Origin of the sequence: Comamonas odontotermitis (assembly GCF_014207855.1) — a bacterium.
Lineage (GTDB): Bacteria > Pseudomonadota > Gammaproteobacteria > Burkholderiales > Burkholderiaceae_C > Comamonas > Comamonas odontotermitis_A.
The window spans coordinates 1-12,854 of sequence record NZ_JACHKZ010000006.1 but is presented as its reverse complement, the minus strand read 5'-3'; the positions used below and the strand labels follow the sequence as shown (position 1 = coordinate 12,854).

Genomic DNA, 12,854 nt, shown 5'->3' with positions numbered 1-12,854 from the left:
GCTACGCTTGGCCTATCTCAACCCCGCCAGCTGACCGATTTATCTCCATGTTTCACACCCATATCGCCGTACAGACCGCTGATTTTGATGTGAGCGAGGAGTTGCGCCTGCTGCGCGCGGCAGATGCGCGCATTGGTGCGGTGTGCAGTTTTGTGGGCACGGTGCGTGACCGCAATGACGGCAGCAGCGTGGCCAGCATGGAGTTGGAGCATTACCCAGGCATGACGGAAAAGTCGATTGCCGAGATGGTGGAGGCAGCCCGTCAGCGCTTTGATATCTACGGTGCGCGCGTCATCCACCGGGTCGGGTTGCTGGCACCGCAGGACCAGATCGTGCTGGTGGCCGTGTCGAGCGCGCACCGGGGCGAGAGCTTTGCCGCCTGTGAATTTCTGATGGATTACCTCAAGACGCAGGCACCGTTCTGGAAGAAGGAAGACACCCCCGAGGGCGCACGCTGGGTAGACGCGCGCGTGGCCGATGACGCGGCAATGGCACGCTGGAACTGAATCTTGGTCTGCAAAGACTTTGGCGCCGTAACGCCTTCTTGCTTAAAACCATAGCTACCAGCGCTTTTCCGCTGTGCATTATTGGCTAATTTGAATGAAAAATCGCTGTGGGATTCGTCCTGCAGACCGGATGGGCCGCGCCTGATATACCCGTATCAGGCTGCCTGCCGCTTCTTGAAAAATCGGCAGGAGACGCAAAATATTCTGCAGTTCAATTTTCCAGACGGAATATTCATTTCATGCGAATCGACAAATTAACCACCAAGTTCCAAGAGGCACTGTCGGACGCCCAATCGCTGGCGCTTGGCAACGACAACGCCTATATCGAGCCCATCCACGTCCTCACTGCCATGCTGCGCCAGCCAGAGGGCCCCAAGTCGCTCCTGGCGCGCGCTGGCGCCAGCGTGACGGCGATGACGACCGCTGCCGAGAACGCCATCAAGCGCCTGCCTCAGGTGCAGGGGCAGGATCAGGTGACGGTGGGCCCCGAGCTGCAGCGCGTGCTGCAGGCGACTGAGAAGGAAGCCATCAAGCGCGGCGACCAGTTTTATGCCAGTGAGCTGTTTCTGCTTGCATTGACCGATGACAAGGGTGAGGCGGGCCGCGTCGTTCGTGAGGCGGGATTGACCCGCAAGGCCCTGGAAGCGGCGATTGATGCCGTGCGCGGAGGGCAGGGCATGGACAGCGCAGACGGCGAAAGCCAGCGGGAAGCCCTGAAGAAGTACACGCTTGACCTGACCGAGCGCGCCAGAAGCGGCAAGCTCGACCCGGTGATCGGCCGCGATGACGAGATTCGCCGCACCATCCAGGTGCTGCAGCGGCGCAGCAAGAACAATCCGGTGCTCATCGGCGAGCCTGGCGTAGGCAAAACGGCCATTGTTGAAGGCCTGGCCCAGCGCATTGTGGCAGGCGAAGTGCCCGACACCTTGCGCGACAAGAAGGTGCTGGTGCTGGACATGGCCGGCCTGCTGGCCGGTGCCAAGTACCGCGGCGATTTTGAAGAGCGCCTGAAATCGGTGCTCAAGGAAGTGGCGCAGGAAGAAGGGCGCATCATCCTGTTCATCGACGAAATCCACACCATGGTGGGCGCGGGCAAGGCCGATGGCGCCATGGACGCGGGCAATATGCTCAAGCCTGCGCTCTCGCGCGGTGAGCTCCATTGCATCGGCGCCACCACGCTCGATGAATACCGCAAGTACATCGAAAAGGATGCGGCGCTGGAGCGGCGCTTTCAGAAAGTGCTGGTCAACGAGCCTTCGGTGGAAGACACGATTGCCATTTTGCGTGGCCTGCAGGAAAAGTATGAAGCCCACCACGGCGTGGACATCACCGATCCGGCCATCGTCGCTGCCGCCGAGCTGTCGGCGCGCTACATCACCGACCGTTTCCTGCCCGACAAGGCGATTGACCTGATCGACGAGGCGGCTGCCAAGATCAAGATCGAGATCGACTCCAAGCCCGAGGTGATGGACAAGCTCGAACGCCGCATGATCCAGCTCAAGATCGAGCGCGAGGCGATGAAGAAGGAGACCGATGAAGCTTCGCAAAAACGCCTGGCCCTGATCGAGGAAGACCTGTCCAAGATCGAGCGCGAGTACGCCGACATGGAAGAAATCTGGAAGGCCGAGAAGGCCGATGCCATGGGCAGCGAGCAGATCCGCAAGGAGATCGACCAGATCAAGTTTCAGATCCAGGAAGCCACGCGCAAGGGCGATTTCAACCAGGTGGCTGAGCTGCAATACGGCAAGCTGCCCAGCCTGGAAAAGCAGCTGGCCGAGGTGCAGAAGGACGAGAAGGGCGAGCAAGCCAAGGACAAGGGCCACAAGCTGCTGCGCACCCAGGTGGGCGCCGAGGAAATCGCTGAAGTGGTGAGCCGCGCGACTGGCATCCCCGTCGCTAAGATGATGCAGGGCGAAAAGGACAAGCTCCTGCACATGGAAGCCAAGCTGCATGAGCGAGTGGTGGGCCAGGACGAGGCGATCAATGCCGTCTCCAACGCCATCCGCCGTTCGCGCTCGGGCCTGTCCGACCCAAACCGGCCCACCGGATCGTTCCTGTTCCTGGGCCCGACCGGCGTGGGCAAGACCGAGCTGTGCAAGGCCTTGGCAGGCTTTCTGTTTGACAGCGAAGACCACCTGATCCGTGTCGACATGAGCGAGTTCATGGAGAAGCACTCCGTCTCGCGCCTGATCGGTGCGCCCCCAGGCTATGTGGGCTACGACGAAGGCGGTTACCTGACCGAGGCCGTACGTCGCAAGCCCTACAGCGTGATCCTGCTCGACGAGGTGGAGAAGGCCCACCCCGACGTCTTCAACATCCTGCTGCAGGTGCTGGACGACGGACGCCTGACCGACGGTCAGGGGCGGACCGTGGACTTCAAGAACACGGTGATCGTGATGACCAGCAACATCGGCTCTCAGCTCATCCAGGCGATGGTCGGACAGCCGTATGAAGATGTAAAAGACGCGGTGTGGGGGGAACTCAAGAACCATTTCCGCCCCGAATTCCTCAACCGTATCGACGAGACGGTGGTGTTCCACGGCCTGGATGCCAAGAACATTGAATCGATTGCCCGTATCCAGCTCAAGCAGCTGGAGGCACGCCTGGCCAAGATGGATCTGCATCTGCAAGTCTCGGATGCCGCCATGGCCGAGCTGGCCAAGGTGGGCTTCGATCCGGTGTTTGGTGCCCGTCCGCTCAAGCGTGCCATTCAACAGCGCATTGAGAACCCGCTGTCGAAATTGTTGCTGGAGGGCAGATATCCGCCCAAGAGCACGATTCCGGTGTCGGTCGATCCGGTGCAGGCGCCGGGCGAATTCCATTTCGGCAAATCGGTGGAACAGGTCTGATGCCTGCAGCGTGGGGCTGGGAACGTGCCCAGTACCCATGCTGAGCCCACAAGCATTGCAGTGCGCTATGCTTGTTGGGCGGTCGGCAGACCGCTCGGGGCTTGAAAAATCGCAGCATGCCCATCACATGGTGTCATGCAGCAGTGCTGCGATGGGCCATGAGCCATGAAAGGAAATGCGTTGAACGAATTGTTGGCAACCGTGGTGAGCTGGACTTTACGAGTGGTCGTCGTGCTGGCGGGTCTGGTGTTTTTCGCCAGCCTGTTGGTGGTCGCTGCCATCGCCGCGCTCCTGTGGGGCGCTCGCATGTTGTGGGCCAAGCTGACCGGCAAACCGGTGGTTCCGTTTGCATTCAAGATGAACCCCGCTTCGGGCTGGACCACGGTGTACCGCTCTACGGCGCGCTGGACGGCCAATGGCGGCGGCAGCAGTGACCGCGCTGCGGCATCTGCGTCTGGTCGGGCCGCGGTCATTGACGTCACTGACGTTGAGCCGCGCGAGATTCGTTCGCAGCATTGATGACAGCAGGGCGCGCCCTGTTTTGGATAAAACCCGGTTATGCGGATGCCGCTGGCCGGGTTTTTTATTGGCGGTGCATTGGCTTCGGCCCCCAGATGCGTTCTGAAGACGTTGGCAGGCCAGGTTTTTTGCGTTGCTGACAGCTTGATGCAGCGCCTACAAGGAATGTTATGGACGTGAGCGAACTGCACTCCCGCTTTGCCGCCATGCGCGCGGCCAGCCGCGCGGAGCCCGACACGCCATTGCTGCTGCGCCGCGAGCGCTTGCTGCGGCTGCAGAAATTGATAGCAGACAGCGCGGACCAGGTAAGCGCAGCCGTGCAATCAGACTTCGGGCAGCGTTCTGCCAAAGTGACCGAGCTGGCAGAGTTGCTGCCGCTGCGCAGCCAATTGGCCCAGGCGCTCAGCCAGCTCAAGCGCTGGGCGGCGCCCCAGCGCATTCCTACGCCACTGCATTTGCTGCCAGCGCGTGCCTGGGTGCAGCCCGTGCCGCTTGGGGTGATCGGTGTGATTGCGCCATGGAACTACCCTGTGCTGCTGGCCTTGGGGCCCGTCATCAGTGCGCTGGCAGCGGGCAACCGTGTCATCGTCAAGCCGAGCGAACACACGCCTGCCACCAGCGCCTTGCTGGCTGATCTGGTGGCGCGCTACTTTGCAGATGACGAAGTGGCTGTGCTGGTGGGGGATGCGGGGGCAGCAGCCGATCTGGCGGCGCTGCCGCTCGACCATCTGCTGTTCACGGGCTCCACTGCGGTAGGGCGCAAGGTAGCGCTGGCGGCTGCCACCCATCTGGTGCCCACCACTTTGGAGTTGGGAGGCAAAACGCCCTGCCTGCTGGAGGCGGGCTGCGACATCCGCGACGCCGCGCGCAGGATCGCCCACGCCAAGCTCTTGAACGCGGGGCAGACCTGCATAGCCCCTGATTACGTATTGTTGTCAGCGGGCAGCGAAGCAGCCTTTGTGGACGCCTATGCCGATGCAGCGCGCCAGATGTATCCGCAGCAGCAAGGCAACCCTGACTACACCTCGGTCATCAACGCCGCCCACACCAGCCGACTTCTGGCCCTGCTGGCGCAGGCCGAGCAAGGTGGGGCGCAACTGGTTCGCATCAGTGATGACCAGCCTGCCGTACCGCAAAGCCGGATGGGGGAGGGCATCAGCCGGCAATTGGCGCCTGTGGTGGTGCTTGGAGCGACGCCGCAGATGCAACTGATGCAGGAAGAGATTTTTGGCCCCATTCTGCCGGTGCTGCGTTACGACGACCGCGAAAACGCGATTGCCACCATCAACCGGGGCGAGGTGCCGCTGGCGTTTTACTGGTTTGGCAGCGACCCCAGGCAAGGCCAGGATGCGGCCCTGCGTGTGCGGGCGGCGGGCATGTGCATGAATGACTGCCTGCTGCAGTTCGTACACGATGGCTTGCCGTTTGGCGGCTGGGGCGCAAGCGGCTGGGGAGCCATCCATGGTGAACATGGATTCATGCGCTTTTCGCACGCCAAACCGGTACTGCGCGCGTCGCGTTGGTCACCCGCAAAGTGGCTGTACCCACCTTATGGCGGGCGATTTGACAGCATCATGCGCATGCTTAAGGGCAGGATGATGCGCTAAGTGTTTGATTTATTTAATGTGAAAGGCCTAGGGTAAACGCCTAGCGTAAATATCAACGCTTGCAAACCCTTGCGTAAATTGACCTACAAGCCAACCAAGGGACTACCCAAATGATGTCTGGAGTGCGACAATGGAAGGCTTTCGAGCACCACATCCCTTGCGGCGCGCTGTTCCCGCGCTGACTCTTCCATACGCCCTTAAAACAGCCATTGGCAGCCATTGTCTGCCTTTGCTGCGTGAGCCATGGCGTGCTGCAGACTGTCCATGTTGAGCCCCAAGCGGTGCTCCACGGGCGGGACTGGCATCCGGCCGGGCGGGATGGTCGCAGTGTATTACGAGTTGTGCGTGCTTTTTGGTTAATTCATTGATTTTTGTTTTCGGTTATCCATGTCTGAAACTATCACCTTTCTGGTTCGTCCCGCTACGCTTCGTGATGCCAAAGCCATTGCTCAGATCCACGCCTCTGCCTCGGTAGAAGCCTATCGCGGCGTCTTGCCCGACGATCAGCTCAAAGCCATGTCGTCTGTCGAAAAGCGCCAGGCCTACTGGCGCGAAGCGATCGAATTTTGCGAACCCCAGGTGCAAGTGGCCGTCGAGAACGACAAGATCGTTGGTTTTGTGGGTTTTGACCGTTCGCGCGACGCCAAGACCCGTCCCACTACCGGCGAAATCTGGGCCATTTATGCAGCACCCAGCCACTGGGACCAAGGCGTTGGCGTAGCGCTGTGGGATGCCGCCCGTGATGGCCTCGCAGAAGAAGGCTGCACATCGGTGACCTCCTGGGTGCCTCTGCGCAATGAGCGCGCGCTTCGCTTCCACGAATCTGCAGGCTTCAAGCGTGAAATGTCTACCGCCAAGACGGCCACCGTGGGCGCCATCAAGATCGAAGAAGTGCGCATGCAGCGCTCTTTGATGAACCGCGGATAATTACACTCTACAGCTGTGGCAGCAGATCGCTGCGCAGCGCAGAACATGCTCGAAGAGGCCGTCCTGCACGGCCTCTTTTGTTTTTTGCGGCCACGCCGCATGCTTTGTGAGAAAGCACCACCATGACCAGCGTTCGCCCCGAAGGGGTACCCGATGCCTCCACCGTAGCCCCTGCCACCATCCAATGGACCGAAGGGGGCGCCGAGCGCAGTGCGCGATGGCGCTGTGAGCGCGGCAGCGCCGCGCCAGCCCGTGTGGTGCTGGCCGATGACACCATGCCCGCCGATACGGCCTATCGCCTTGCCTGCGAAGGCACGGCGCTGCTGTGGCGCGGTGATTTCCAGAACGCACGCCAGTTGCTGCAGGCTTTGGGTCGGCGGCTGGACAAGACGGGTGAGCGCAGCTCCAAAAGGAAGGCGCTGCCCGTGCCTGCTGCTGCCACTGCCAAGAAGGGCATGCCCGCGCCGCAGCAGGCCCTGCCTTTTCACCAGCAGCGCCAATTGCAGGCCCAGCGGGCGCGCGTGCTGTCGATGGTGCTGATCGAGCTGAATGCGCAATATGGCGTGGCATTGCGCCGCGCACCCCAGGTTGAGGCCGCCTGTACGGATGCCTGGGGCGCTGCAGAAGCTGAAGGCACAGGCGCGCTGGGCAATGTGGTGTCGCTGCGGGAGCTGCAGGCCCTGGTGGGGGCGCATGAGTGGCGCAAGAAGGGCGTGGAGATTCCCGCACTCGCCAAGCTGGCGCCGCGTGGCTACGCTCGCATTCACCCGCACTATGGCGTGTTCTCGCCTGTGCGCGGCGAGTACATCGATCTGCTTGCCCAGGCACCGCTGCCTACGGCGCTGGCCAAGAAATCCCTGGCTTTCGATATCGGCACCGGCACGGGTGTGATTGCCGCTGTGCTGGCGCGCCGTGGGGTACAGCAGGTGGTGGCTACCGACACCGACCCGCGCGCGCTGGCTTGTGCGGCAGACAATCTGGAACGCCTGGGCGTGGCTGCCAGAGTGACGCTGGCGCAGACCGATCTCTTCCCTGAAGGCAAAGCGGCCCTGGTGGTGTGCAACCCGCCATGGGTGCCGGCCAAGCCCAGCGCGCCGGTGGAGCGTGCCGTGTACGACGAAGGCAGCCGCATGCTGCGCGGCTTTCTGGCCGGTGTATCGGAGCATCTGGCGCCAGGAGGTGAGGCGTGGCTGGTTCTGTCCGATTTTGCTGAGCACCTGGGGTTGCGCCGCCGCGAAGAGCTACTGGCCTGGATTGCCGAGGCTGGCCTGCAAGTCGTGGGCAAGCACCATATCCGGCCGCACCATCCCAAGGCGCAGGACGAAGCCAATCCACTGCACCGCGCGCGCGCTGCCGAGGTGACGACTTTGTGGCGCATGCAGGCGGCCTGGTAACCCTTTTGCTATTCAATTGGTAGCTAGTGGCGCTTGATAGGTATGTGCCACTAGCGAGTAATACTCAAAAAACCGTCATGCGATTGCTTCTGGCGCCGATGGAAGGCCTGCTCGATTTTGTGCTGCGCGACGTGCTCACCCGCATCGGCGGTGCAGACCGCTGTGTGTCCGAGTTCATCCGCATCACAGGCAGCCTGTTGCCCGACAAGGTTTACCTGCGCACCATGCCCGAGCTGCTGAGCGCCAGCCATACGGCGGCTGGCACCCCGGTGCGTGCACAACTGCTGGGGAGCGATCCGGCCAGCATGGCCGCCAATGCGGCGCGGCTGGCGGCCCTGTCGCCCGAAGGCATTGACCTGAACTTTGGCTGCCCTGCCAAGGTGGTCAACCGCCACGGCGGCGGAGCATCGTTGCTGCAGTATCCCGATGCGATCTATGCGGTGGTGGCGTCTGTGCGCGCCGCTGTGCCAGCGCACCTGCCTGTATCGGCCAAGATGCGCCTGGGCTTCAACGACCGCAGCCTGATGCTCGAATGCGCCCAGGCCATGCAGGGCGCAGGCGCCTGCGAGCTGGTGGTGCATGGCCGTACCAAGCAGGACGGCTACCGCCCGCCTGCCTACTGGGACCAGATCGCCCGCATCCGTGAGGCGGTGACGGTACCCGTAGTGGCCAATGGCGAGATTTGGACCGTAGAAGATGCCTTGCGTTGCCAGGCCGAATCAGGGTGCACCGACTTGATGCTGGGCCGCGGCATGGTGGCGGACCCGGGCCTGGCATGGCGCATTCGCAAGGCAGTGGCCGAGCGGGCAGGCGAACCGCTGCCAGAAGGCTACCGCGATATCGGTTGGCCCGATCTGGTACCCGCCTTGTTGCGCTTTTGGGAGCTGGTCTGCGCTGATCTGGAGCCGCGCCAACGTGCAGGGCGCCTGAAGCAATGGCTCAATCTAATGCGCCGCGCCTATCCCGAGGCCGAGGCCGCTTACCAGCATGTGCGGGTGATGACCGACCAGCGCGCCATCACTGTATGGCTGGCTGAGTTGCAGGCGCGCACCGTTTGAACAGGCTCTTACAGCATTGAGTCTGGTGTAAACGGGCTGATGATCTTGAGCATCAGCCGCAGGGGCAGGCTGGTGTCGGGCTCTGTGGTCTCGTCTTGCAACTGACTGCCCTGGGGAGCCTTCCACACCAGCTTTCCATCTTGCAGCACGACGTGCCAGGCGCCCGATTGCAGGCCGCGTTCAATCATGCTGGTGGCTTGGCGGGAGAGTTCGCGGCTGCGCACCAAAACGGCAATCTCGGTGTTTTGCAGTTTGGAGCGCTCATCCAGGTTCATCGATCCGGTCACGAACAACTGGCCGTCGAGCACCAGGATCTTGCCGTGGAGCATGATGCGCTTGCCTTCGAGAAAGCTGTTTTGCCCGCTGCCCACACCAAAAGCGGCGCGCAAGGTGCTGTCGTCGCTGATGAGCTCATACAGATCCACGCCACTGCGAAGCAACTCTTCGCGGTATCTGGCATAGCCCACGTGCGCGATGGGTGCATCGTTCGACGACAGCGAGTTGGTGAGAATGCGCACGCGCACGCCGCGCTCTACAGCAGCCTTGAACGCAGAACGCATATCTTCGTTGGGAACAAAGTAGGGCGAGACGATGAGCAAATCCTTTTTGGCATAGGCCAGCAGATGGATAAGGCCATCCACCACGGAGTCTGCCGCAAGAGGGGGCTGCGGCGTCCCGCCAGCAGAGACCCGCGCAGCCACCTGCGTCGACCGCAGGCGTAGCTGGCGCAGGGCCTGGGTTTCCATCACGCCGGGGGCTGTCGTCATCGCTTCAGTCTTGCCATCCGAATCGACTGTAGGAATCTTGCTGGGTTCATCGGCAATCATCACGGCCCGCGCCCATACCAGCGGAGTCTTCTGCAGATCCAGCGCCTCCATATCCCATGCTCGGGCACGCTGCTCGGTGGAAACGCTGCCGCCTCGCGGCTCTCCATCCGGCGGCATGGGGCGGGTGGTGCTGGCGCTTCCGCTCAACCCTGCACCATTGCCAGCGCCTGCCGCACCGCTGGCTTGTGAGGCTTGCTGCATGGCCAGCAGCGCGTCCTTGCTGATCAACGATTGCACGGGGTAGGCACGCTCGTTGTTCCAGTAGCGGTCAAAGCTGTGAGACAGATCCTTGACCACCGGCCCCAGAATCAGCACGTCCGTATCCAGGAAGTTGGAGCTGTCGTCGTTGTCGAAGTAGGAGTCGCCAAGGTTGCGCCCGCCCATCACACCCATCACGTTGTCGGCCAGAAACAGCTTGTTGTGCATGCGCTGCTGGGCGCGCTGAAAATCGGTTACGGCATACCACATGCGGCTGAGCGGGGAATCGCGGCTGCCCATCAGCGGATTGAACATGCGCATCTCGATATTGGGCTCGAACGCCAGGCGCATGACCTGGGCATTGCGGCCAGTACCGTGGAAGTCATCCAGCAGCACCCGCACCCGAACGCCCCGGCGCGCCGCCTTGACAACGGCATCAAGCAGGCGAGCCGTGCTGGCATCGGCGTGGATGGCGTAGTACTGCAGATCAAGCGTTTGCTGTGCACCTTCCACCAGCGCCAGGCGTGCACCGTAAGCGGCCTGGGCCCCGGCCAGAATCTGAAAACCCGAGGCTTCGGCACCGGCCTTGTTCTCTGCTTGCTTGCGCTGGTAGGTAAGCGCCCCCAGCGCGGTGCTGGCAGATGGTGATACAGCGTGGGACATCGGCCTCTCCACTTGGGTCGGCAATTGGGTCGCACAACCCGTCAGCATGACCGCTGCCATCACCAGCCCGGCAATCCATCCCACTTGTGACCGGGGCAGCAGAGCGTGTGCAGTATTGGCAGGGGAAGGCACGGGATCAAGGGACATGGTGAGGGCGATAACAGGCTGTAACTTAGGGCAACCCTATTGTGCGGGGCAAACCCCGGTTCTGCGCACATGGGATGGGTGCCAGCCGGTGTATCCGATGTTGTCGGACACAGATGCCCGCATCACGCGTCGCGCGCCCGCAACGCGCCGCTGTTTCATGGATTTGGTGCTGGCAACGAAAGGCAGACGCGCCTAAGCTCACTGCAGCATGATTGATGCACGACTGAGGAGACCTATGCCGCGCCAACAACACATTGCCCGCACGCTGATGGCCGTTTTCATCGGCGCAGCCATACTGGGCCCCCAAGATGTCTGGGCGGCACGCAAACATGCGGTTGCCACCCAAACGCATGCAACCAAAACGCATGCAGTCAAAACGCACAAGGCCAAGCGCAGCAAAAACCTTGGCAGTGAAAGCGCCGCTGAACGAGACCGGCGGTTGTTGCGTGAATGCAAGGGCTTGCCCAACGCAGGTGCGTGCCTGGGGTATGCGAGTTAGAAAGCAGCTCGCGCATGCGCTCAGAACGTGTTTACGATCTCTACGCCGCCGCGTTGGAGTGCAATCGGGATGAGTTCGAAGCGCTGGGCCGCAGCTTGCACCGGGGTGCAAGCAAGGGCTAGCGCGAAGAAATCGCCCGATTTCACGCCAACCCAGAGGGACAGTGGGTTTGGGGGCGCCCGGCTAGGGGCGGTCTGCTTCGTTGCAGCACTTGCCAATAGCTGGCTATTGGCTGCGCACTGCGCCTCGCATCCCATCCCTAGCCGGGCGCCCCGCAAAGCCGCTGTCGCGGCGTGAGGAGATCGTAAACACGTTCTCAGGCATCAAAAATCGTAGCGACCAGGCAGGCGGGCAATAAGGCGTTGGTCTGTGCCGATTGTGGTGCGTTCCAAGACTTCCAGCCGTGGCGCGTCTTGCAGGTGGGCCAAAGCCATACCGCCGAAAACATCCTGTCCGCGGCCTAGCAGCATGGGAGCCTGGTAGAGCACCAGCTCATCCACCAGGCCCTCCTGCAGCAGAGCGCCGTTGAGAACGCCGCCTGCCTCCACATGCAATTCGTTCACCTCGCGCTGACCAAGGTCGCGCATCAGGGCAGTCAGGTCAATGCGATCGGCACCAGATGCGGGCAGGCAAATCACTACTGCACCGGCGGCCTCCAGCGCGGCGCGGCGCGCGGCGTCATCCTGCGCGCAGTAAATCAGCACTTCACGTGAGGCGGCAAAGATGCGCGCAGCGGGAGGCGTGCGCAACTGACTGTCCAATACCACCAGGCGTGGCTGGCGTGGCGTATCCACATAACGCACATTCAGCGCCGGATCGTCAGCCAGCACGGTGCCAATCCCTGTGAGGATGGCACAGGCACGTGCGCGCCAGTAATGGCCGTCCGCTCGCGTTGCCTCACCTGTAATCCATTGACTGCTTCCATCGGCCAAGGCGGTCTTGCCATCCAGAGACATGGCGGCCTTGAGGCGTACCCATGGAGTTTTGCGCACCATGCGGCTGAAAAAACCAATGTTCAGCTCGCGTGAGGCTGCGCCGCCAGTCTGTGCGTCGCACACATCCACAGCTACGCCTGCCGCTCGCAGCCGCGCAAACCCATCGCCAGCAACCAAGGGATTCGGGTCGGCCACCGCGGCTACCACCTTGGCAACCCCTGCGGCAACCAGCGCATCACAGCATGGCCCGGTGCGCCCATGGTGTGAGCAAGGCTCCAGGGTCACATAGGCCGTCGCACCTTGCGTACTGTGGCCGCGTGCGGCCGCATCCCGCAGCGCCATCACTTCGGCATGCGGGCCGCCAGCCTTCTGGGTATGGCCTTCGCCAATAACCCGCCCTTGCGCATCCACCAGTACACAACCTACACGGGGGTTGGGAGACGTGATGAAAAGCGCGCTGGAGGCCAGGTTCAGCGCCCTGTGCATATATTTATTCATCAAAATCTATTTCTTGATTAATTAAATTGCATTGTGGTGCATTTATTACTGAGACAACTTCCATCTGTCATGTTTTATCGGCCATCTGTCGTCCGTTTAAATGTTTATTTTCCATCCCCACTACGCTTGGATGGGCTTTGTTGCACAAATCCGGGCCGCAGCGGTAGTAGGCTCGGATGATGAGTGAGACGAACTGGGGTCGGCGCAAGTACCGCACCACAAACTGG

9 protein-coding genes are annotated in these 12,854 nt (G+C 61.8%); 7 read left to right on the top strand and 2 right to left on the bottom strand.

Annotation, left to right across the window (positions count from 1 at the left end; all coding sequences use genetic code 11):
- Window positions 1-47 precede the first annotated feature (47 nt).
- The 7 genes from moaE (at window position 48) to HNP33_RS06390 (ending at window position 8,860) form a co-directional block, all read left to right on the top strand.
- Complete coding sequence (moaE, locus tag HNP33_RS06420) at window positions 48-506, top strand: molybdopterin synthase catalytic subunit MoaE (RefSeq protein ID WP_184706805.1); 459 nt, start codon at window positions 48-50, stop codon at window positions 504-506.
- Window positions 507-745: 239 nt separating this feature from the next.
- The gene (clpB, locus tag HNP33_RS06415; RefSeq protein ID WP_184706807.1) at window positions 746-3,355 is read left to right on the top strand and encodes an ATP-dependent chaperone ClpB; all 2,610 of its coding nucleotides are present in this window, start codon (window positions 746-748) and stop codon (window positions 3,353-3,355) included.
- Between the two features lie 180 nt (window positions 3,356-3,535).
- Entirely contained in the window at window positions 3,536-3,874 is a 339-nt protein-coding gene (locus HNP33_RS06410) for a hypothetical protein (protein ID WP_184706809.1), read from the top strand.
- Window positions 3,875-4,044: 170 nt separating this feature from the next.
- Window positions 4,045-5,481: an aldehyde dehydrogenase family protein gene (locus HNP33_RS06405; RefSeq protein WP_184706811.1), complete on the top strand. Its 1,437-nt coding sequence runs from the start codon at window positions 4,045-4,047 to the stop codon at window positions 5,479-5,481.
- 387 nt (window positions 5,482-5,868) lie between these two features.
- Window positions 5,869-6,408 carry a GNAT family N-acetyltransferase gene (locus HNP33_RS06400; RefSeq protein WP_184706813.1) on the top strand — a complete coding sequence of 180 codons (540 nt, stop codon included), beginning with the start codon at window positions 5,869-5,871 and terminating at the stop codon, window positions 6,406-6,408.
- Window positions 6,409-6,530: 122 nt separating this feature from the next.
- Window positions 6,531-7,802, top strand: a complete 1,272-nt coding sequence (locus HNP33_RS06395) for a methyltransferase (RefSeq protein WP_184706815.1) — start codon at window positions 6,531-6,533, stop codon at window positions 7,800-7,802.
- A gap of 77 nt (window positions 7,803-7,879) precedes the next feature.
- Window positions 7,880-8,860, top strand: coding sequence for a tRNA dihydrouridine synthase (locus HNP33_RS06390; protein WP_184706818.1), 981 nt, complete (start codon window positions 7,880-7,882; stop codon window positions 8,858-8,860).
- An 8-nt stretch (window positions 8,861-8,868) separates the two neighbouring features.
- Here the strand turns inward: HNP33_RS06390 and HNP33_RS06385 are convergent, their stop codons facing one another.
- Entirely contained in the window at window positions 8,869-10,695 is a 1,827-nt protein-coding gene (locus HNP33_RS06385) for a phospholipase D-like domain-containing protein (protein WP_184706820.1), read from the bottom strand.
- A gap of 822 nt (window positions 10,696-11,517) precedes the next feature.
- Window positions 11,518-12,627 (bottom strand): bifunctional diaminohydroxyphosphoribosylaminopyrimidine deaminase/5-amino-6-(5-phosphoribosylamino)uracil reductase RibD, encoded by a 1,110-nt coding sequence (gene ribD, locus HNP33_RS06380; protein ID WP_184706821.1) that lies wholly within the window; start codon window positions 12,625-12,627, stop codon window positions 11,518-11,520.
- Window positions 12,628-12,854 lie beyond the last annotated feature (227 nt).

Bases quoted from the DNA above. Each gene is read 5' to 3' on its own strand.
- HNP33_RS06400 (WP_184706813.1), top strand. From the start codon at position 5,869: ATGTCTGAAACTATCACCTTTCTGGTTCGTCCCGCTACGCTTCGTGAT.
- HNP33_RS06390 (WP_184706818.1), top strand. From the start codon at position 7,880: ATGCGATTGCTTCTGGCGCCGATGGAAGGCCTGCTCGATTTTGTGCTG.
- HNP33_RS06395 (WP_184706815.1), top strand. From the start codon at position 6,531: ATGACCAGCGTTCGCCCCGAAGGGGTACCCGATGCCTCCACCGTAGCC.
- moaE (WP_184706805.1), top strand. From the start codon at position 48: ATGTTTCACACCCATATCGCCGTACAGACCGCTGATTTTGATGTGAGC.
- clpB (WP_184706807.1), top strand. From the start codon at position 746: ATGCGAATCGACAAATTAACCACCAAGTTCCAAGAGGCACTGTCGGAC.
- HNP33_RS06385 (WP_184706820.1), bottom strand. From the start codon at position 10,695: ATGTCCCTTGATCCCGTGCCTTCCCCTGCCAATACTGCACACGCTCTG.
- ribD (WP_184706821.1), bottom strand. From the start codon at position 12,627: ATGAATAAATATATGCACAGGGCGCTGAACCTGGCCTCCAGCGCGCTT.
- HNP33_RS06405 (WP_184706811.1), top strand. From the start codon at position 4,045: ATGGACGTGAGCGAACTGCACTCCCGCTTTGCCGCCATGCGCGCGGCC.